At 34.0% G+C, this 21,214-nt stretch carries 17 protein-coding genes and 1 pseudogene; 7 read left to right on the forward strand and 11 right to left on the reverse strand.

The annotated features are described in order from the left end of the window. Nucleotides 1-2: 2 nt before the first annotated feature. The 5 genes from AA0X71_RS09385 (at nucleotide 3) to AA0X71_RS09405 (ending at nucleotide 4,789) form a co-directional block, all read left to right on the forward strand. Entirely contained in the window at nucleotides 3-1,190 is a 1,188-nt protein-coding gene (locus AA0X71_RS09385) for a pyridoxal phosphate-dependent aminotransferase (protein WP_413361606.1), read from the forward strand. Between the two features lie 241 nt (nucleotides 1,191-1,431). Continuing rightward, a complete protein-coding gene (gene asnS / locus AA0X71_RS09390; protein ID WP_413362543.1) occupies nucleotides 1,432-2,724 on the forward strand; it encodes an asparagine--tRNA ligase in 1,293 nt (430 codons plus the stop codon). Between the two features lie 125 nt (nucleotides 2,725-2,849). Then, the gene (locus AA0X71_RS09395; RefSeq protein ID WP_413361607.1) at nucleotides 2,850-3,557 is read left to right on the forward strand and encodes a DnaD domain protein; all 708 of its coding nucleotides are present in this window, start codon (nucleotides 2,850-2,852) and stop codon (nucleotides 3,555-3,557) included. Between the two features lie 63 nt (nucleotides 3,558-3,620). Next, a complete protein-coding gene (gene nth / locus AA0X71_RS09400; protein WP_413361608.1) occupies nucleotides 3,621-4,271 on the forward strand; it encodes an endonuclease III in 651 nt (216 codons plus the stop codon). Beyond that, nucleotides 4,268-4,789: a YpoC family protein gene (locus tag AA0X71_RS09405; RefSeq protein ID WP_413361609.1), complete on the forward strand. Its 522-nt coding sequence runs from the start codon at nucleotides 4,268-4,270 to the stop codon at nucleotides 4,787-4,789. Before nth ends, AA0X71_RS09405 begins: the two co-directional genes overlap by 4 nt. A 36-nt stretch (nucleotides 4,790-4,825) precedes the next feature. On the opposite strand, the gene AA0X71_RS09410 is transcribed toward AA0X71_RS09405, so the two are convergent. Together AA0X71_RS09410 and AA0X71_RS09415 are read right to left on the reverse strand one after the other, a co-directional pair. After that, the gene (locus AA0X71_RS09410; protein ID WP_413361610.1) at nucleotides 4,826-7,405 is read right to left on the reverse strand and encodes a transglycosylase domain-containing protein; all 2,580 of its coding nucleotides are present in this window, start codon (nucleotides 7,403-7,405) and stop codon (nucleotides 4,826-4,828) included. A gap of 31 nt (nucleotides 7,406-7,436) precedes the next feature. Beyond that, nucleotides 7,437-7,838 (reverse strand): annotated as a pseudogene (locus AA0X71_RS09415) (Holliday junction resolvase RecU); the annotation flags it as partial. A 586-nt stretch (nucleotides 7,839-8,424) separates the two neighbouring features. Here AA0X71_RS09415 and AA0X71_RS09420 point away from each other — a divergent pair. Then, nucleotides 8,425-8,622: a hypothetical protein gene (locus AA0X71_RS09420; protein ID WP_019155996.1), complete on the forward strand. Its 198-nt coding sequence runs from the start codon at nucleotides 8,425-8,427 to the stop codon at nucleotides 8,620-8,622. 213 nt (nucleotides 8,623-8,835) lie between these two features. Here the strand turns inward: AA0X71_RS09420 and AA0X71_RS09425 are convergent, their stop codons facing one another. From AA0X71_RS09425 to AA0X71_RS09435, 3 genes are all read right to left on the reverse strand, one after another. Then, nucleotides 8,836-9,471, reverse strand: a complete 636-nt coding sequence (locus tag AA0X71_RS09425) for a hypothetical protein (protein WP_019155995.1) — start codon at nucleotides 9,469-9,471, stop codon at nucleotides 8,836-8,838. A 321-nt stretch (nucleotides 9,472-9,792) separates the two neighbouring features. Beyond that, nucleotides 9,793-12,138 (reverse strand): glycoside hydrolase domain-containing protein, encoded by a 2,346-nt coding sequence (locus AA0X71_RS09430; RefSeq protein WP_019155994.1) that lies wholly within the window; start codon nucleotides 12,136-12,138, stop codon nucleotides 9,793-9,795. 65 nt (nucleotides 12,139-12,203) lie between these two features. Further along, nucleotides 12,204-12,761, reverse strand: a complete 558-nt coding sequence (locus tag AA0X71_RS09435) for a hypothetical protein (RefSeq protein WP_413361611.1) — start codon at nucleotides 12,759-12,761, stop codon at nucleotides 12,204-12,206. A 641-nt stretch (nucleotides 12,762-13,402) separates the two neighbouring features. Between AA0X71_RS09435 and AA0X71_RS09440 the strand changes: the two genes are divergently transcribed. Next, nucleotides 13,403-13,774: a hypothetical protein gene (locus AA0X71_RS09440; protein ID WP_019155992.1), complete on the forward strand. Its 372-nt coding sequence runs from the start codon at nucleotides 13,403-13,405 to the stop codon at nucleotides 13,772-13,774. A 398-nt stretch (nucleotides 13,775-14,172) separates the two neighbouring features. On the opposite strand, the gene recU is transcribed toward AA0X71_RS09440, so the two are convergent. Genes recU through AA0X71_RS09470 form a run of 6 tightly spaced genes read right to left on the reverse strand, consistent with a single transcriptional unit; the run spans nucleotide 14,173 to nucleotide 21,207 of the window. Further along, entirely contained in the window at nucleotides 14,173-14,781 is a 609-nt protein-coding gene (gene recU / locus AA0X71_RS09445) for a Holliday junction resolvase RecU (protein ID WP_019155991.1), read from the reverse strand. Between the two features lie 41 nt (nucleotides 14,782-14,822). Next, complete coding sequence (locus tag AA0X71_RS09450; RefSeq protein WP_413361612.1) at nucleotides 14,823-15,314, reverse strand: hypothetical protein; 492 nt, start codon at nucleotides 15,312-15,314, stop codon at nucleotides 14,823-14,825. Next, a complete protein-coding gene (locus AA0X71_RS09455; protein ID WP_413361613.1) occupies nucleotides 15,307-15,519 on the reverse strand; it encodes a hypothetical protein in 213 nt (70 codons plus the stop codon). Before AA0X71_RS09455 ends, AA0X71_RS09450 begins: the two co-directional genes overlap by 8 nt. Then, nucleotides 15,495-17,225, reverse strand: a complete 1,731-nt coding sequence (locus tag AA0X71_RS09460) for a hypothetical protein (RefSeq protein WP_413361614.1) — start codon at nucleotides 17,223-17,225, stop codon at nucleotides 15,495-15,497. Before AA0X71_RS09460 ends, AA0X71_RS09455 begins: the two co-directional genes overlap by 25 nt. Nucleotides 17,226-17,240: 15 nt before the next feature. Beyond that, nucleotides 17,241-19,871, reverse strand: coding sequence for a hypothetical protein (locus AA0X71_RS09465; RefSeq protein WP_019155987.1), 2,631 nt, complete (start codon nucleotides 19,869-19,871; stop codon nucleotides 17,241-17,243). Beyond that, nucleotides 19,837-21,207 (reverse strand): hypothetical protein, encoded by a 1,371-nt coding sequence (locus AA0X71_RS09470; RefSeq protein WP_019155986.1) that lies wholly within the window; start codon nucleotides 21,205-21,207, stop codon nucleotides 19,837-19,839. The genes AA0X71_RS09465 and AA0X71_RS09470 overlap by 35 nt, the downstream gene beginning before the upstream one ends. Between the last annotated feature and the right edge of the window lie 7 nt (nucleotides 21,208-21,214).

The following is a 21,214-nucleotide window of genomic DNA, read 5'->3' on the forward strand; positions in this document are numbered from 1 at the left end:
GTATGGATATTCAATTGGCTCAAAGAGTGAAAGCATTAACCCCTTCTGCAACCCTTGCGATTACAGCGAAAGCGAAGCAGTTAAAAGCGGAAGGCCATGATATTATTGGTCTTGGGGCAGGAGAACCGGATTTTAATACACCTAGAAATATCATCGAGGCAGCGACCGTTTCTATGAATGAAGGACATACGAAATACACTCCTTCAGCAGGGCTTGCGAAGTTAATTGAAGAGATTGCAAAAAAGTTCAAGAATGATCAAGGGATTGAATACAAGCCAAATGAAATCATTGTCACGAATGGAGCGAAACACGGCTTATACACTCTTTTTCAAGTATTACTCAATCAAGGGGACGAAGTGATCATTCCGGTTCCATATTGGGTAAGTTATCCAGAGCAAGTCAAACTTGCTGAAGGGACTCCATTATTCGTTGAGGGACTTGAAGCAAATGACTTTAAAATCACTCCTGAGCAACTTTCAGCAGCGATCACCGCTAAAACAAAAGCAGTGATCATTAATTCCCCAAGTAATCCAACTGGGGTGGTTTATAGCCGTGAAGAACTGCAAGCTTTAGGCGCTGTCTGCTTGCAAAAAAATGTGCTTATCATTTCAGATGAAATATATGAAAAGCTTATTTATGGAGATCATCAGCATGTATCGATTGCAGAATTATCACCGGAACTAAAAGAGCAAACGATTATCATTAACGGGGTATCAAAATCTCATTCGATGACAGGATGGAGAATTGGTTATGCAGCTGGGAATGCAACGATCATTAAAGCAATGACAAACCTTGCTAGCCATAGTACATCAAATCCAACGACAACTGCCCAATATGGGGCAATTGAAGCATATGCAGGACCGCAAAATGCTGTGACAGAAATGAAAACGGCATTCGAACATAGACTTACGATTATTTATGATAAACTAGTGGCCATTCCAGGTATTTCTTGTATTAAGCCACAAGGAGCTTTCTACCTATATCCAAATGTGAAGGAAGCAGCAAAGCTTACTGGTTATGACAGTGTGGACGGATTCGTTGAAGGCCTGCTTGAAGAAGCAAAGGTAGCGGTTGTGCCAGGTTCAGGCTTTGGTACTCCAGATAATATTCGTCTTTCTTATGCTACTTCATTAGAGCTACTTGAAGAAGCAGTAGCAAGAATAGCTCAATTTGTTAAGAGCAAAATGTAAAGGGCCAAGTTAGAGAACGGACAGACCAATCGATGGTCTGTCCGCTTTCCTTATTCGAAAGAACAGACACTATTCGTCGAAACACCGATAAGCGGGTGCCTACATTTTTCTTTATTGATTGTCCAATATCAAAAAAGGTATAATAAGATGATAGTGCATTTTAACCAATTGTTTATTGGATATGATGATAGTAAGTACATACACAGCAAGTGGGTAAGTTTTTGGAGGGAAAAGACAAGTGATTAAAACAACCATTACAGAGGTACACAAATATGTAGATCAAGAAGTGAAAATAGGGGCATGGATCGCTAACAAACGTTCTAGCGGGAAGATTGCCTTTTTACAATTACGAGACGGGACAGGCTTTATCCAAGGTGTTGTTGTGAAGGCTGAAGTTTCAGAGGAGTTATTCCAAGCAGCGAAATCGGTTACGCAAGAGTCATCTGTTTATGTGACAGGGGTAGTTCAAAAGGATGAACGATCACCATTAGGTTATGAATTACTTGTGAAAGGGCTCGAGGTGCTTCATCAAGCTGTTGATTATCCGATTACACCGAAAGAGCATGGAACAGAATTTTTAATGGACCACCGTCATTTATGGTTGCGTTCACGTCGTCAGCATGCGGTCATGAAAATTCGTAACGAAATTATCCGTGCTACATATGAATTTTTTAATGAAAAAGGATTTTCTAAAGTTGACCCACCAATTTTAACAGGAAGTGCTCCGGAAGGGACAACGGAACTTTTTGCAACGAAATACTTTGATGAAGATGCATATCTATCTCAAAGTGGACAATTGTACATGGAAGCAGCTGCCATGGCTCTCGGAAAGGTATTCTCATTTGGTCCTACGTTCAGAGCGGAAAAATCGAAGACACGTCGCCACTTAATTGAATTTTGGATGATTGAACCTGAGATGGCATTTGTTGAGTTTGAAGAAAATCTAGAGGTTCAGGAACAATATGTATCTCACATCGTTCAATCTGTTCTTAAAAATTGTCAAATCGAGTTGAAGACGTTGGGAAGAGATACAAGTAAGCTTGAAAACATTCAAGCACCATTCCCGCGTATCAGCTATGACGACGCGATTGCTTTCTTAAATGAAAAGGGATTTGATGATATTAAATGGGGAGATGACTTTGGTGCTCCACACGAAACGGCGATTGCTGAACACTACGATAAGCCGGTATTTATTACGAAGTACCCAACAAGTCTAAAACCTTTTTATATGCAACCTGATCATGAAAGAGAAGATGTCGTCCTATGTGCAGACTTAATTGCGCCAGAAGGATACGGAGAAATTATCGGAGGATCTGAACGTATCCATGATGCTGAATTACTAAAGGCAAGAATTGAGGAGCATCATCTTCCGCTTGAAGCCTATCAATGGTATTTAGACTTAAGAACATACGGTTCTGTACCTCATTCAGGCTTTGGTCTTGGTCTTGAGAGAACCGTTGCCTGGATAAGTGGGGTCGAACATGTTCGTGAAACCATTCCATTCCCGCGTTTATTAAATCGTCTATATCCATAAATGTTTTTCAAAAGAAAGCTTGCTACCTTGTGAGCTTTCTTTTACTTTTTTATACTAGCTTGACTAATTTCTCCATACCTTGTTTACAGAACTTCATGATATACTTAGTGGGAGGTGTCTATCAAATGAATAAAAATATGGTGAAATGGGTCCAAGAAGGGAATATTTCCATTCCAAGGGCTTTATTACTTTATTATAAAGAAATGAATATTAACGAGAATGAATTAGTCTTACTTTTACATGTCATCTCATTCCTTGAAAAAGGGAATGACTTCCCAACGCCTTCTGAAATTTCCTCAAGGATGACGATTTCGACCAGTCAATGTACTGAAACCCTTCGAAAATTGATCCAAAAGGGGTTTATTGAAATCGAAGACGGCCAATCAAATGATGGTATCCGTTTTGAAAAATATTCAATTGAACCACTTTGGCATCAGCTTGTAAATGAATTTTTGCTAAGTCAGAATGATCAAAGAAAAGAACAGCAACAGAAAAATGAAGTCGATTTGTATACAGTCTTCGAGCAAGAGTTTGGGAGACCACTGTCTCCTTTTGAATGTGAAACGCTCGCTTTATGGCTTGATGATGATCGCCATGAACCACTCATTATTAAAGCGGCTTTAAGAGAAGCGGTTATTTCTGGAAAGCTCAATTTTCGCTATATAGACCGAATTCTCTTTGAGTGGAAGAAAAATGGGATAAAAACGATCGAACAAGCGAAAAGCTATGGAAATAAATTTAGACAACAATCAAGGCAACAAATTCGCCCAAATGAAGAGGAGCAAACTCCCCGTTCTGAGGCTGTGCCATTTTATAATTGGTTAGATCAATAAGGCACTTTTCAAAAATCACAAACCGTACGAAAACAGCCATCAATAAATAAGTGAGTGAAGCGAATGTTAAATAAAACACAAATTCGATACTGTTTAGATACAATAGGGGAAATGTATCCGGATGCTCATTGTGAGCTTGTCCATGCCAATCCATTTGAATTGGTTATTGCCGTTGCTTTATCAGCCCAGTGTACAGACGTATTAGTTAATAAAGTAACGAAAGATCTTTTTCAAAAATATAAAACGCCAGAAGATTATTTAAGCGTATCTCTAGAAGAGCTACAAAATGATATTCGCTCGATTGGCTTATATCGTAATAAGTCAAAGAATATTCAAAAGCTCTGTAGAATGCTGTTAGATGATTACAATGGAGAGGTTCCAAGAGACCGGGATGAATTAACAAATTTACCAGGGGTCGGCCGAAAGACAGCGAATGTTGTTGTATCTGTGGCTTTTGGTATTCCGGCGATTGCGGTTGATACGCATGTGGAAAGAGTGAGCAAACGATTAGCCATTTGTAAATGGAAGGATTCGGTATTAGAGGTCGAAAATACATTAATGCGAAAGATTCCTGAGGATGAATGGTCGGTTACCCATCATCGTTTAATTTTTTTCGGTCGATATCACTGTAAGGCACAGAATCCCCAATGTGATATTTGTCCATTGCTTGAGCTTTGTCGGGAAGGCAAGAAGAGGATGGGGAAGAAGAAATGAATGAGAATAGGTGGACAATACCTGAGGAATTAGTACATCCTTTCTTTTTTCCAGAAGGGAAGGAGATAGGAGTCGAGCCACAGTATGAGAATCAACTTAATTGTCAAACTCCTTTTATTCATGATGCTGCCTATTTCATGGGGAAAGACACTGTGAGACCATGGGAAACTCCTGAAGATAGCATTTCCACACTGCTATATGAATGGTTGTTAGTGAAAGAACAGCTGCAAACCTATTTTGAAAAAAGAAATAAGGATGAAGCTTTAATTTTCATGAGAAGAGGCATAAGCTACTTTATTGAATTCCTCCATTGGACAAATGGAAGACCTGTCATACTGCATCCTCAAATCGAGTATGAGAGCCTACAGATCAAACCAGTGAACATTAAGGAAAGATTTGAATTCATTATGAAAAGACCTAATTTATTCCATTCTTATATGCAATTATGTGAGCTTTTTCTAGAACAAGAAAAGAGTTTTACGAAAGCCATTGCGATGAAAAAAATGAAAAAACCATAAGAAAAAGCGTCTAAGCATTTGCTTAGACGCCTTTTCTTATGGTTGGTTACCTTGGTTTCCACCATTTTGATTGCCTTGACCTTGGTTTCCACTCTGTTGTTCTCCGTCATCCGAATTCTCATCTTGACCCTGGTCTTCATTTCCTGGATCTTCGTTGTTTTGCTCATCCTCTTCTTCATCGTCATCATCACGACCCCAAGGTGGCCCATTATCGTTGCCGTTACCTTCGTCATCTTCATCACCATCAAAAATAAATGGGTCAGGAATCTGAATTTCAGCGGTAGCTGGATCACTCTTTTGTTCATCACGAACAGCGACAACTTTGAAGGTGTAGTATCCACCATAATCAGCTTTCATTCTAATCATTTTTTCAGCTTGAGCGGTTAAGAGTTCTTCTGCACCATCATCCTTCTTAGCATAGATCTCAAACTCAACACCATTAGCGTTCTCTGCGACATAATTCCAACTTAACACAATTTCATTTCTTTCTGTATCATAGTCAGCTTTTATATCTACAGGTGTTTCAAGTTTATTATACTTCTCGGACACTTCTTTTGGAGCATTCCCTTTTACGGCATATTCTGTAATGACCATGTCTTTTGGCGTGTATTCACTTGCTAATTTTGCTGGAATTGTTCCTTTTTCAATTTGGACTTTTTCAACTGTGTTAGGGACTTTAAAATCTGCTGTTTCTTTGTCGTTATGAACATGTTCCATGATGTTTTTGAACAATCTTTGGCCGATTTTTTGTTCATCGCCCACTAAATAATTTTCATTTTTATTGTCATATCCAGTCCATACAGCTGCTGTGTAATTTGTTGTGTATCCAACGAACCACGCATCTGGCACAGCTCCATTTGGAATATTGTATTTCTTTTTATCTGCATCAGGATAGTTCGTTGTTCCAGACTTTCCTGCTAGTGGTAAGCCAGAAATATTTGCTCGAGTACCAGTACCTGTTCGTACGACATCCTTTAGCATATCGGAAATCATAAAAGCGGTATAATCTTGCATGACGACCTTAGACTCAGGCTTCATATTTACCTTTGTATCATCGCGAAGCTGAATTTCAATGACAGAGTAGGGCTCTGTATAAAAACCATTATTTCCAAAGGCGCTATATGCACCAGCCATTTCAAGTGAAGAAACTCCTTTATCCTCACCACCAAATCCACCGATCGAGTATGATTCATGGATTTCCTTAAGTGGAATACCTAAGCTAATGGCAAATTCCTTCGCTTTATCTGCTCCAACTTCCTGGAATGCTTGCAAAGCAGGGATATTTCGTGACAATGCCAGTGCAGTACGCATCGACATTACACCCATATGCTTATTATCCCAGTTGCTAATCTTATCACCTGTTGAATAGGTGTATGGTTTATCATCCAAAGTGTGATAAGTACCCCATTTTAAAAATTCAATTGCAGGACCATAGTCAAGAACAGGTTTGATGGTTGAACCAGGCTGTCTCTTCGCATCAGTGGCATAATTAAAGCCAAAGTCAACCGTTTGGTTACGTCCACCACCTAGAGCTCGAATTTGCCCTGTCGCTGTATCTAAAAGGGTAATACCTGCTTGGAACTTTTCATCTGGATACTCAATGATCTCATCCCCGTTTAGAATGTCTTCTACATATTGCTGTGCATCCGGTTCAAGCGTCGTGTAAATTTTAAGCCCGTCTGAAAAAGGATCGAGGTCTGGATACTTTGCCTTGATTTCTTTTACGACATGGCCAACAAAAGCATCGTATGGGATATCCCCAGTTGGTCGTTGGTCTTCAGGAACTAATGTTGATGCAACATCAACATTTTTAGCTTCTTCCATTTCTTCCTGTGTGATAAAGCCGTGTTTGTGCATCAATGTTAGAACGATATTACGGCGTTTTTCGGCTTTATCTGGATTTTTAAATGGATTATAGTTGGCTGGACTTTGTGGCATACCAGCAAGTAATGCCGTTTCCGCTAATGTTAATTCATCGAGTTCTTTTCCATAGAACACTTTTGCAGCAGTAGCAACTCCATGTCCACCTGAATCCATCCAAATTTTATTGACATACATCTCAAAGATTTGTTGCTTTGTGTATTTCCTTTCTAATTGAAAGGATAGCCACGCTTCTTGTGCTTTACGTGATAACGTTTTTTCAGGTGTTAAAAATGAGTTCTTTACGACTTGCTGGGTAATGGTGCTCGCACCTTCTGCTCCAAACCCGTCTGTTATATTGGCAACTACAGCACCACCAAGACGTATCAGGTCAATCCCGTTATGTTTATAAAAGCGGGTGTCTTCTGTAGCCAATATCGCTTCCTCAACCTGCTTCGGAATATCTTCATAATTCACATAATCCCGTTTTTCTGAGCCAATCTCCGCAAATAGATCACCGTTAATATCATAAAGCTCAGACGAGATTGGATCCTTTAATAATTTTTCATCAAGTTCTGGCGTATCTTTAACCATATAAGCAAAAGTTCCAGCACCAATAAGCAAACCTGCAATTCCTAATGCAACAAGAAAAAGAAAGATACGTTTAATCGATAGCTTTGCTTTTTTATTGCTTTTTCCTTTTTGTTGACTAATTTGCTTACGGCGCTCCTCTCTTGATTGGTATTTTTCTGCCATATATGTTCATCCTTCCTTTTACTACTTACGATTACATCAGATTATAGAGCTTATCTATGACTTTAATATAGTCAATTCGGGGTCGAAAACCAAGTGAAATTTTATGTCCATATTGTTCAACTTCAGAAAAAGTAATTGACTTTCTTCCACCGTTATCCATTCTTTCCCAAAAGAAAAGTAGGTCTTTGCCCTCAAGTAAAAATACCTCTTCAATGGTTGCAAAGCGAAGAATGACGAAGGCGATTCCAGACTGATATAATACCTGCCTGATATGCTCAATTTGGTGCTTATGAAAATTTTGCAGAGGAAAGGATGTTTTAAATCGCGTTTCCTTTGCTTCAAAATCAATATATTTTCCTTTGTATACCCCATTATAATCAGTAGTTGATGCTTGCTTAAAATAAGCTTCTGTAATTTTATAGGCATGAATTTTAAAGGGCGAAAAATAATATTCCTTGTGACCGTTGTACTATTGCATTTTCGCCCTTTTGAAACAGGCGAAAATTTTTATCCTACAAGCTTATTTTATAATAATTAATTACTCTAAGACACTATTTTACATCAAATTTGTCATTTGAACACAAAAACTTTTATTAATTGCTACACAGGGGCAGACTTTATATAGAAAGACCACTTGAAGGATTACCTTCCATTTTCAAGTAGGCTAATAAAACCATTATATAAAATGGTGTAGATTGACCTTAGTCCTTCATTTATTTACAAAATAATGATATACCACAATTAATAATTTTATCACAATTTATCCGAGAAAAATCCTTGGTCTTATATTTCAAACAACTCCAAAGCATAGTTATTATATCACATTTGTATCCAGCATTTAATTGAGTACAGAAGAAGCGTTGGTAATAGGTAGGAGCATTAAAATAGTAGAGAACATCTGTTCGGGATTACAAAGGCTGTGAATAGTTCATCAATCCTGCTTTAGTGTTTGGAAGAAGAATTTCCCGAAAAAAACCAGTTATCCCAGTTATTGATTGGAAATGTAAAAGGAGAGAAAGATGTTTGAGAAAAAGCTAAAAAGGAATATGATTAGATGTAAGTACTGCGGTGATGTTATAGAATCAAGAAGTCTGTATGATTTTAAAAGATGCAAATGTGGAAAGGTTACTGTAGATGGTGGATTAGAGTACGCTAAACGTTCTTTTTCAAATAACCCGCCAGAGAATCACTTTGAAGAGTTATCGGAATTTGAATAAACATTTTTAGATAAAGATTTTGGTAATCCTTGTTTGGCTGACTTATTCTTGCTAAATAAAGTAATTCATAACAATGAATTTTTAAAAAGATTTTTTTGGGGAAATAAAATTAGCTGATACAGTAGAAGTGATGGGAGATATTAAAATAAGGGCCATTATATGTAAGTCATTGGCAAACTAGCTTTTGTATTGTTTAAAAAAGCCAGAAGATACTTAGTAAGTATCTTCTGGCTTTTTGTGTTCTTTAATATAATTTGAAACAGTTAATTGATTTTCTCCCCCTCCATCGTAGTTGGAAAAACCAAATTTATTATTAGGTGTATAGTCATTATACTCAACATCTAAATCATGAAGGATTCGGTGGATATATATAACGGAGTTTGGGTCTTGGTTATCTAAGCTGATTTCGGCTAATTGCAAAATGCGTTCTAAATCTAATTCCATAGATGGTGGGTAGGAATCTTGATTGTTTAACAAATTTTTAATTTCATTTGACATATTTTCCTTTATTGACTTCATACCAAGCCAATCTATATTTTCGTATTTATCATAAGAAGTTATTTCATTTAAGCTTTCATGGTATTTTGAAATAAATAGCGATATTCTTTCATTTTGTTTTTTTTCAGGATTTTCAATTTCGGTTAAATTATCGGCATCATCATTGATACTTACTTGTTTATCTTCATCGTTTGGAACTTCTTTATTTTTTTCAGTTTTTATTTCCGCTATTTCGTCATTGCTTTTTATAACATCTGTTTGTCCGTTCGGTTTTTGATACATTATTATGAAAACAATAAGAATAGAAATAAAAACGAGTAAAGATATAATTAGTTTCATTTTGGTTTTCATTGGTATCAACCCTTTTCAATCATTAGTTTATATAGATTACAAATATAGCTGATTTAAATATACAGGATAATTGGTATTGTAACAATGGGGAAGAAGAAAGTCTAAAAACTTCCAAAAATCAGGGCAATTAAATTTATTGATAGTTTGAGATTCGGTGTTTTAAACAATTGAAACTTAATATTGATTTAGTATTTATTCTCTAATGGCTGGGACATAAGTGATAATATTGAGAACCATTTATCAAAAAATCGCATAAAATAAAGGAACTTTGAATTCATGCGAGTATTTATTTTAATAGAGTTTTGTCATAACCATTTTATTTTACTTACCTTGATCGACGTAATACAGGATTTTATTATAAAAAGCTACAGCGATTGCTTCTAATTCACCTTCACTAAGATTTAAATCTCCGATTAGTTCTTCTCTAACAATTGCATACTCTATACCGCCTGTCATAACTTCTACAACGTCAATTAATAATTTTGCTCTATCACCATTAAAACGTTGATTGAAAAACCTAGTAAAACGAGTATTTACTAATCCTAGTGTATAGTAACTTGGGAAAATTTCTGCAATACTCACATTTAGTTTTTTGGCTTCGTAAGCAATGTTATATGCATCAACATCACCTAATAAGTCATCCAAATCAAATAGTAAATCATCAAAAGGTTCATTTTCAACCATGCCTATTAAATCGTAAGCTGCTGCATACGTTTGATCAATTAAGCTTCCTTCATATTGATCTCTGTACATAACTACATTTCTTGCCATTGTAATTAAGTCACCTGCCCAGCCAGTTATATCTGTAATTTCAACAGAGTCTTTAAAGTTACCATAGTAACTATTCACAACAGCAAACATATGCTGAACGCCAATAGGATGATTTTCGATTGGGTCAATTAAGTCGATGAAAGGGTCTAGGGGTTGACCAACTAAATTCTCTAAATATAACTCGAAGAATAATGGATAAAAACCAGCTAAAGCTGCCCATCGTGGACCAGTATATACACCCTTCCTATAATAACCACTTATATTATAATTCAAATCATCAATATTAGAGTTACCTTCTTCGTTAGCGTATTTGGAAGCACCTAATGCAATAATTTTAAATTCATTGTAAGACAAATTGTTCGGGTCTTCTGGTAATTCGCTTGGGACTTCAACACTATCATCAATAAAAGAAGCACCTGAATCCCTACCAGAATTTATATTATTATCGATATTTATCACTCCCGAACCTGATCCGATTGTAATAGTTGATATTTGATCAAAAGCCCAATTGTCTGGTAAAGGATAGCCTAAATTCCCACTAAAACCTGTAGAAAGTCCACTAACAAAACTATAATCAGCTAATCCCCTATTGGATACTTGAATGCACGCATTACGTGGCCCGTAGATTCCAATGTTATATTGGTTCCCCATATCATTTTTTGCTTCATTTAAACCTATAAAGTGGGGAATTATGGCATTAGAAATTTCGTGACCTAATACATCGAAGTCTACTGCAAAATAAATTGTTGTTCCTTTAGGAAAACCATAGGATGCGGCTGCTCTAAAGGCTTTCTGATAATCCTCATATCCTTGATTACGAGAAAAGTTACTCGCATTTGCATGACTTTCCTGAAATATGGGGTACACAGACAGTCCAGCGTTAAAAATAGTCTGTAGTTCGCCCGGTTGTATTCGTTTATTTAAGCCACCCGGAACGTTAGTTAGATACCGACCAATAATTACATAACCTTCATTAACAAGTGTCTGTGCTTTTGCAGAAGTAACTTGTGTTATCCCATCACATGCTGTACCTTTTCGATTTGGATCACCTGTGCTAACTAATAATGACATCCATGTTTGATAATCAGCTTTACCACTTTGGTTTAAAAGAGTAAAAGATTGGAATTCTCGTAAAACATTACTCAACTCATTATCAAAGGTTCCATTAATATTACTTAGAGTGTATCCGTTAAAAACAATTGCATATTTTAATAACCTAACAAAATTACTTTGACTTGAACCGATGGTTAAATTAGGCAATCCTGCTCTCGTCGCAGGTCCAACAGTTCCTGTTTGTTGGTGTGCAGGGATGCCGATTTCAGTTTGTAAAGCATAAATTAACGCTCGGTTTGTTTGTCTTTGATAATGACCATCACATGGTTGAACTCCTGAGTATTGATAGTATTTATTATTTAATGTTCTCTGAATCTCTCTTATTTGTGGATCTCCACCAGAAGTTAGTACATATGCATCCATTGTTAAGAAGGCTTTGAAGACGTGTACATATACTACTCCATCTTGTTGAGGCAGTCCTGCGTCTTGTTGTAACTTTATAACTGCACGTTCGGTAGCTGGACCAAAAATGCCATTAAACGCTCCGGGATTATAGCCTTTACACCAACATGCTCCCTGAAGAATTTTAACGATATTTCTTCCTTGTTCTGTATTAGGTACATTGTCAAAGGACATTTCGCCAAACGCTTTATATGCGGCTTCAGTGGAAGGTCCGAAATTATTAGCTGTGTTAGTTATACCTAATTCAATTTGTAATGCACGCGTTAATGCGTACACAGTAGACCAACCTGTTTTACCATTTTCAGGAATTCTGCTGGATCCGGGATGATCACCGTACTTTTCATTAACCCATTCTTGTACTGCTAATACCATCTCATCCATCTTTATCTTCCTCCCTTTCATTTACTTTAAAGTAAATAATTCAGTTATATCTTTGAAGAAATTACTTAATTATTTATCCATAGTCCATCCATAGAAATTGTGTTGTACATCGATCCTTTATCTAGTCCAATATTTACAAATCCATAATTTGTATTAGTTCCACTTGTTACCCTGACCCATTGTCCACTTGTACTACGAACATAGTGGATTAATTGCCAATCTGGCCTTGAACTACCATTCGCTGTAGAGTTCGTAGCAACATACTGTCCTGCTGCAACACTTCCCCAACGGCTACCATCTGTCCGATAAACGCTTTCTGTACGCGTCATTTTAAAAGTATTGTATGTGGTTCCTCCAAGTGTTACAGTTCCATATCGATACCTTGATTGGTAAGCGGTGGTGTATACGCTGCTAGGATAATTGTATTCGTTGGTATTTAAACAACCCTGTACTACATTTCCACTAGGGTTCCTAAATACAATAAAATCAAATACTCCATCTCCTCCCCAACCCGGTGCAAAACCAAATAGTTCTAGGTTATAGATTGTCCCGATTTGTTTTGTCACATCATAATAATCATAAACAGGTACTGCTCTACCACTTCGGTTAATACATACTGGCATACTGTTCATCCTTCCTTATTTTTTTATAGTGTTGTCTATTGATTGAAAAGAATTATTGGCTCTTCAATAGACATTAGTAAAGTATATTAATAATGATAAAATCTGGAAGGGTACTTGTACCAAAACAGACAAAACTGTATGTTTGACCTTAACAAACATCCTGTTGCGTTTAAATTTAAATCTTTTGGGCATCGCAGTGTGGCTTTTTTCAAGAAATCATTCTTTATAAGGAGGTCTTAAACTTAAAACGGTATGGTGGAAATAAAAAAGTGTAAAAAAATTATTAATCATATAGAATCTAACTGAAACAAATAAGATTATTGAAGAGAAAAAGGGAAATACAAGGGGACTTATTAGAAGTACGTTAATGAATAATAATTAAGAAAATCAGCAGTAATGATAATTTGGATGTATATTTTCATAGGTATTTGAAGTAATATAAAGTTGGAGAAACTTTCAAGCCTTGAATAAATGAATACACATTAACATTCATTTATTCAAGGCTTGAAAGTGTAGCTACATACTTTTTTAAATAATTGGATATATAAGAGGCTGGCTTATTGCGCGATTGTAATAAGAATTAAGTGTTTAAAATTGCTATATAAGTATAAACAAGCTTAATGAAAAGAAGGGAAGATAAAATGAATGGAGAAGACGATTACATCTTAAATAAGCAAAAAGCTAAACTTTTTACAGGAATTGGCTGTTTTTTTGGGATAGTTATTCTAGTGCTTGTAGTTGTTTTAGTACCGGTTTGGTTATATTTTTCATATCCTGAAGAAACTCAGTTGATGGTCAGTCATTCTCCTAATAACATAAATACAATTGAAATTGTTAGGATAGATGAATTTCCTGACCCAACCCTTAGAATTAACTATGATGATAAATCAATTATGAAAACTAAACTACCTGATGATTTATCTGTAGAATGGGAAAATGATTATGAAGCTAATGTTATCCTAATTAGGCAAAAAAGAGAACCAGACGTTGTTAAGATTAAGTTTAATAACTAATTATTGTAAAAATGTCTAAAATTGGACAACCTTACTTATGGGTAATTAGGGCCACTGAAATGTAATTATCCTTGACATAGTTTTTTTCTTTTAATAGCAAAGAATTTATCAAAGAATGACATGCCATTTATCACTTCAATCTTTTTGGCAATAACAGATATAGAAAATAATTTTGAGAATCAACAAAGAGCAAAATTGCGCAACATTCCAATACCGATTAGTATAGCAAGAAATATGAGTATTTGAAATAAGATTTACCTAAGTATAAATTTTATATAGCCTAAGCCTAACCCATCAAATATTTTTAATGTGAAAGTATTCAATGGGTTAGGTGAGCTTATATTTATAAAACTAAAAAGTGAAAAGTGCTATATTAAGATGTTATAGTTGTTAGAATTTTAAAAGTATAATTTATCAACAATTTTTATATAATCTATTGCTGGACGATATCCAATCTTAATTTCATTCCCCTTGTCATTGAATACTTGTATAGGAATTGATTTTCTTCCACCGTTAGATTGATTTTTCCAATACTCAATGATTACTTCTGCATCCAAAAGAAAAATCTTATCTAAGGTCTTAAAATAAAATATTGCAAAGCAAATTCCACCATGTTTTTTAACTCTCTCCATATGCTCTATTTGATGCTGATGGAAATTACTTAGTGGAAATGATGTTTTGTTGTTTGTTTCTTTTGCATCAAAATCTAGATGCTTACTTTTATATACGCCACTATAATCAAGAGTAGAGGGAGTCTGATAATAGGCCTCATTTATCCGCGTAGAAGCACGACGACTATAATCTACAGAAACAACTGTTATGGGTGTAGGTTTCTTATGTACAACACAAATATCCTGAGTAAGATAGAACTCATTACTTTCATTTATCATTTCCTCTAATTGCATTCCTCGGTTAGAATACGAAGCCTTTTTTTTGGTAATCTTATTTTGCTTAGTTTTATTTTGATTCCTAATGAATGACTTGCCATTAGGATACTTTATATCCATTTAAAACACCACCTAAAAGGTTTTATATTAACATAACTTTTCTATTCAGCCCTAAACTTATTTTTAAAGGACTTTTTACTTTCGATTGAAACAATATTTTCTTCATTGAACATTTGATTTGAATCATTATCGCTTTTTTCTTGTGTATGCATAAGAATTTCCAAAGGGTTTTTAAAAACATTTTGTAGGGCTGATAGAGCAAATTCTTTAGTTTCGCTTTTATATTCCTTCATAATCATTCTATAAAGTTCAAACACTAGATTTTGTAGTTCCTCTTTTTCTGATAGCAACTCTTTTTTTGATAATTTTATATTGGAAATTTCCACCTCTAAACTTGCAACTTTTTCTTTTAAATTAATTTCCCGATTAATTGAATTTCTTAGGTGATTTTCCAATGGAACTAGGGCTTCTAATAGCTCTTCTTTATTTTTGTGTTTTTTTTCAACTAAATCAGTCACATTTGGTATTGTAATCTCTTTACCTTCCGAATTGGTTAACTTTACTGTGTCAATTCTATTTCTTTGTTCAATCAACTGTCTTCCAAGCCGATTCTTTTTTCTTCCAAAATTCATAAGAAGGTAGGGAGGGAATTCTTCCTTGATTGTATAACTCTTCTGTGAATTTAAACATTTCCATCGGTTTAATCAAACCAGAAGTTTTTCTTTCAGCTTTAAACATCCCGATTATTCCGTTTACTTGATCCTTTGATAAGGTTAAATTTCTTCCTCGTTGTCCCACGATGTAATTTTCCCTCCTAGCATGCCAACTTTAGCTTGTATCATTGAAATTTGCTTAATTTTTGCATTTAAACGATTAATCGTTGTCATATGTTTAATTTGAAACGAAGGATCATATCCACTCAATTCATTGGTTAATAATTGTCTTTCAATGTTCTCTAGTACGGAAACAACTTCCTTAATTTCGGTTTGTCTATCAAATAATTTCTTAACAATGACATCGGATTTTTCTTCTAATTCATCGGGTGAAATACCCCAATAATCACATAAAATGCATTCTTTACTTTGACAACGTTGAAGTCTATCTGTACAATATCCAACCTCTTTTAATTTCATTTTGAAACTAGGTGAGATAGCTGAGTAGGCCTTCTCCTTTATTTTTTCAGGGATAAAGACAGGGGATTTCTGATCCTCTTGAACTCTATTTTCTACACCCCAATTTTGATATTGGATCATTAATTTAAATACTTCTGTGTCTACCCATTGTTCAATATGATAAGAGTAGTGAAATTGTGCTGTAATTGTTTGATGCCCGCCTAATCTTGCTCTTTCAATTGGTGGAATCCCTTGTAGCATTAAATTAACAAAAGCAATATGACGAGTATGTATGGGTGTTAATCTATTTTCTTTCTTTACTAGAACATTATATTTTTGTTCTACGATTTCATTATAAAATCTGTTTAATAAATGATAGAGAGTTTGATTTGAAAAATAGTTTAAATTCTTTTTTTGATTATTTCTCTGCCAGTGATAATTTTTATCTAATGCTGCCAATGATTTATAGGAAATCAGTGTTTTCGTTTCTCCATATTGGTTAGTAAAATTAATATAATTATTAATCTCATAATATATTTCCGGACTAATCATGATTTGATCCATAATTTGAATACTTTTTTTGTTTACTTTTTTTAATTTTTTTCGAGGTAATTTTATATAATAAAGTTTACCTTCAATTGTTTCCGTAAATGACAGACAATTACGTTCAATTAAACAAAATTCAGAGGGACGAATTGGAATTATTGTTGTAAGATTCCACCATAACCTAATCGGACTATATAGACATCTTAACCTGCTTATTTCTTCTGATGGTTCAAGGGTGTCCAGCTTATTGAAAAATTCATTTAATATCCTATCGAATTCAAAAATCCAAAAAGGAGGGGGAAGCATTCTGACACCTGAGCGTTGACCTAATTTGGACTGATATTTTTGCAATATAGCCATTACATCTTCCACATTCATTAACTCGGAGTAATCTAAAAAGTTATAAACTGCAGTTAAAAAAGTTTTCTTTGTAGAATTTTCGCGGTCACTATCATCAATTTTATTTAAGAATTCAACTACTTTATCAGCTTTATAGCCAGATGTTTCAACTGTAAATTTTATTACGTGGTTCAATGTAGCTTGGACAGTTCGATAAGAGTAATTATCTAATAGATAAGTTGTCCAGCATTTAATAACTTTTTTGAGATGTTTAGGTGAATTTTTTATGAATATTATAGAATTTAATTTCTCAAAATTTAAGTGAATATAGTTACCTTTGTTAAATTCATGTTCAACAATCCATAAATCTTCGTCAAATTCTCCCTGTATTAAGCTTTTTTCTTTTCTTAATCGATTTAAGACCTTTTTTGCATATATAATGCCATCAAGATTAAAAGAACTGTCAGCGGCCAGATTAAGTTCTTCTACTGCATTATTTTCTTTCATTTCTTATGCTCCTCGTTAAACATATTTGGGTTCATATGAGAGATAATAATCAATAGGTTTATCCCCAAAATTTACTAAATCAATTAAATCTAGATAATCGTTATATTCCTTTTTTCCACCTTCAAAGAATTCATATACAATATCTCCGAATTCTTCCTTAGCGCTTAAAAATTCGTCCAAATATATATATAAATGATTGATATTTTTTCTTCGTTCAAACTCATATCCTTCGGCATCCTCAAAAGCTTCTTTTAATTCTTTGAGAGTTTCTTTAATCCTATTTACAAGAGATGCTATTGAATAAAAATTTGGAATTGCATACGGACATCCATGACAAGGATTATAATCATCATCTTTATTAGGCTTTAAACACCCGTTTTTACCATTCAAACACATTATATTTTCCTGCCTACTAGGGAGTATATTAGTATTAATTTCAAAGAGAATTTTCCTTGCTTCCTTTTGATTTAAGCTTAAAATTTTATCTGCAACAGATATCTTTTCTGAAATAAGGTGATTTAAGAATCCACTAGTAGCTTCAATACCATGAACCCCATTAAATACAGTTTTAATAGCTTTAATTTGTTCTGTTTCTTTTTGAAAGTTATCATCTTGTTCTTTACTTAGTACAACTTTGGATAACAATTTTGGTATGTATCCAAAACTACCTCTTCTAAACAAGTGATCTACTAACAAATCTAACTCCTCATCTGGTATTGTTAGATAAATATTTGTAGTTTCATAATCATAGTGAGACCTAAGCCTTTTTGAAACTTCCAGTGCATGGGAAGATAAACCATTTTTTGAAAGAATTAAATACATAAAAACGAGCAAAGTTCTATTCATCTTTTTGCTTTCGAATTTAATAGTATCTTTAAAGGCGAAAGAATCGAAAAACCCATTATACGCAGTTCTTAGAGGCTTTAAATTTTTTGTATTAAAGTAAAATAAGTAATCCTTTTCAAGTCTAGAATTGTCATCATTTATTTTTTCAATTTCTGGATATAATTCATTTGCAACGAGTGTACAAATTATTGCAGAAGTAGCAAAAGCTATTGTTAAAAAATCTGAGCAATAAAATCTATTAAGACTTCCATTTTTATTCATTAAATAATCCTTAATTTGATACTGATAAACAATCTGTTTTGCTTCCTTAGAGTCCAAGACTTTAGTTTTAAACTCTTCTAATGAATGAATCCCTAGCCGTTCTAAAACCACCTGTTCGATTCTAGGTAAGGAGGTAATAAAATCCATAGCCCTCCAAGCGTTATTTAAGTGAACAAGCGTATATAACCACATAGAAGCATAATGTACAGATTTTTGTTTATTAATCTTTTTTATAGCATCATCGATTGCTTTATTTTTATGTTTTTGAACATCTGCAACATAAGAAAGTAATCCTTGATATTCTTCATAGTCATATATATCTTTTTTGGGACTGTTGATTGCTGGGATTTGATAAGGATTTATCAGATGTTTCAATGTATAAACATTCTTTCCTAAATATATTTGTCTTTTATGATAATCTCTGAAAAAACTATATAGTTTCTGCTTTACAATAAGTTGTATATCTGTGTTAAAGATATGTGTATTAATATCGTTTGCAGTACAGTTATTTAGTTCTTTATCATTGAGATATTTAACTAATACCTTTTTACAATTAAATATTGTATTAACAAGATCTCTTAAAGATTTGGTATTTCTAGAAGACCCCTTAAATTGCTTTTCTACAAAATCTTCCCAAGCTATCATTGTCTCCTTGCTTTTATCAGAAAAATAAACATTTGCAGCTGAACACAATAAATTATAAGATGATAGTCCATCATCACTAACTAATTGAGACTTATATTCTTTTCTCTTTTTTCTTTTTACATATTCATCAATATCTTTCTTGTAAAAGAATGTTACCGTTTGGCTCCCTTTATATCTAACTGCTGCTTTTAATAAGATTGTTGGTTGAATAGGGGCAGGCAGAATAAAATGAGAAGGTGGGCGATAGCCAATAAGGTCAATTACTTGTTCTGAAGAATAATATTTATCTTTGTATTCTTGTTGCTTTTTCTCTAAGTTCTTAATATCCTCCTTCAAATAATATTTTCTGTGATATCGGCCATGACCAAACGAATAATATTGTAGTCCTTCTTCATCTCTCAATGTAGATAAAAGGTGTGAATCTGCAATCCCAAGTCTTTCTCTTACTTCATCTGAGCTAAAAAAATTATCAGTTTCTAAATTTTTTCGGATTTCTATGGCATCTATTATTTCTTGTCTTGGATGAAAAATCTTTCTGCCAATTTTAATAGTTTCCATATTCTTATAAAGACCATAGTTTCGAATCTTATATAATTCTCTGTAGGTAATACCATACGTCTTTACTAGTGAATCAGCTGATATGTATTTTTCAAGAAAGGTGTCAACGTCAGAAGACTTAAAGAATAGTTTATTTCTATTAATAAAAGTTTCAGTTTGAATAACCTCAATATTATTTTGTTGGCAAAAATCTATTATTTCTTCAATTTGCTTCTGCTCTGGATGTTTTTTATAGCCAAGAGACCGTGCCATTTGACCGATATTTATGTAATCTTTTTCAATTATAGATGTACTTATATTTTTAATAGTATTCAATTTCAACTCTCGATTCTCCATAAATTCTCCCTCTTGCTTTAATTTCCTTTAACATATCTTTATCAAAAATACCATATTGTTCGTGTGATAAATTATTCAGTAAGTTCATAGCTGTTTTTGTTGCTTCGTGGGAAAGTTTTGAATCTACATATTCCATTGCTGAATCTATATTTGTATCGCCTCTTGCTATTGCTATTTGTGTAACGGAAAAACCTAAATCCATTAATAAATTAGTGAAGCAACCTCGCCCAATGTGCGTACTCCAACTACTTTCTTTGAACAAGAGGTAATCCTCATGCATTTTAATCTTTTCTAAGAAGGCTTTTTTAACTTCTTTAAATCTTTTTTCAAAAACTTTAGCTGACATTGGTTGTCCATAGGAGTCGTAAAATAAAGGCTGAAACATTTTATATGTATTTAACTTACCATTTTTTAAATCTATGTCCATTTGTTTTAAGTGTTGATAATATACTCTCCAAACCAATTCATTCGTGTATATCTGTTGCCTTGCCAATGATGGATCTAAATATCTTAATCGTTTAGGGTATTCGTTACTCGTATCTTTTAATCTTGAAAATAATTTTTTTCGGTTATCTCGGATATCGATAACTAATGATTTTCTTGGCTTTTCGTGAATGTTTGCTCTGGTAATATTGACAACTTCACCTCTACGAAGGCCACCAAAAAATTCAAAGCAAATGCCAAGAGCAATGTCAGGAGCTACCTCAGTAGCAGTTTGCACAAAAAGTGGTACTAAACTAAATCTATTTTTACCGAAATCTTTTAGTTTATGGGCCTTTCGAATAACACCCGTCTCAATTTTACTAGGTATATACCTTGTTAATCCATTTACATCATTAAATATTGTAGTTACATTATTGTTTTCATTTGTTTGATAGGTAAACTTTTCATCTAACCATCCTTTTTTTAGAAGGAAAACAAAGAACCTGCTTAAATGATAATCGTAGTCTTTTACTGTATTTCTTTTCCTTTTTTCAGAAGTTTTATGATTCAAAAATTCAACCCCATGAAACCTTTTTAAACCATATATTCCTTTTTCTCTAAGGAATTGATAGTCTTCTACACCTTTTTGAATCCTTGAAATTACAAAGTTCATAAATCTACATACAGTTCGTGCAAACGCAAGATATGTATTAACAGAGCCATCTTTATACTCAAATTCTTGTAAAATAAAGTAAGAAAGGGGATGAGGCAGTAATAAGGAAGTATCTTTTCTTTTTATACAGATAAGTACAGTTTCCCTTTCCGAAACTGTATTTACTATCTTGTCTTTTACAATTACTTTCCTGCATACAAACTCGACATTGGATAGTTCATTCATTGATATGTTCTTCATCTTTTTC

Source organism: Robertmurraya phoenicis (assembly GCF_047302285.1).
In the GTDB taxonomy this organism is placed as follows: domain Bacteria; phylum Bacillota; class Bacilli; order Bacillales; family Cytobacillaceae; genus Robertmurraya.

Bases quoted from the DNA above. Each gene is read 5' to 3' on its own strand.
- AA0X71_RS09385 (WP_413361606.1), top strand. From the start codon at position 3: ATGGATATTCAATTGGCTCAAAGAGTGAAAGCATTAACCCCTTCTGCA.
- AA0X71_RS09395 (WP_413361607.1), top strand. From the start codon at position 2,850: ATGAATAAAAATATGGTGAAATGGGTCCAAGAAGGGAATATTTCCATT.
- nth (WP_413361608.1), top strand. From the start codon at position 3,621: ATGTTAAATAAAACACAAATTCGATACTGTTTAGATACAATAGGGGAA.
- AA0X71_RS09405 (WP_413361609.1), top strand. From the start codon at position 4,268: ATGAATGAGAATAGGTGGACAATACCTGAGGAATTAGTACATCCTTTC.
- AA0X71_RS09410 (WP_413361610.1), bottom strand. From the start codon at position 7,405: ATGGCAGAAAAATACCAATCAAGAGAGGAGCGCCGTAAGCAAATTAGT.
- AA0X71_RS09420 (WP_019155996.1), top strand. From the start codon at position 8,425: ATGTTTGAGAAAAAGCTAAAAAGGAATATGATTAGATGTAAGTACTGC.
- AA0X71_RS09425 (WP_019155995.1), bottom strand. From the start codon at position 9,471: ATGAAAACCAAAATGAAACTAATTATATCTTTACTCGTTTTTATTTCT.
- AA0X71_RS09430 (WP_019155994.1), bottom strand. From the start codon at position 12,138: ATGGATGAGATGGTATTAGCAGTACAAGAATGGGTTAATGAAAAGTAC.
- AA0X71_RS09435 (WP_413361611.1), bottom strand. From the start codon at position 12,761: ATGCCAGTATGTATTAACCGAAGTGGTAGAGCAGTACCTGTTTATGAT.
- AA0X71_RS09440 (WP_019155992.1), top strand. From the start codon at position 13,403: ATGAATGGAGAAGACGATTACATCTTAAATAAGCAAAAAGCTAAACTT.
- recU (WP_019155991.1), bottom strand. From the start codon at position 14,781: ATGGATATAAAGTATCCTAATGGCAAGTCATTCATTAGGAATCAAAAT.
- AA0X71_RS09460 (WP_413361614.1), bottom strand. From the start codon at position 17,225: ATGAAAGAAAATAATGCAGTAGAAGAACTTAATCTGGCCGCTGACAGT.
- AA0X71_RS09465 (WP_019155987.1), bottom strand. From the start codon at position 19,871: ATGGAGAATCGAGAGTTGAAATTGAATACTATTAAAAATATAAGTACA.
- AA0X71_RS09470 (WP_019155986.1), bottom strand. From the start codon at position 21,207: ATGAAGAACATATCAATGAATGAACTATCCAATGTCGAGTTTGTATGC.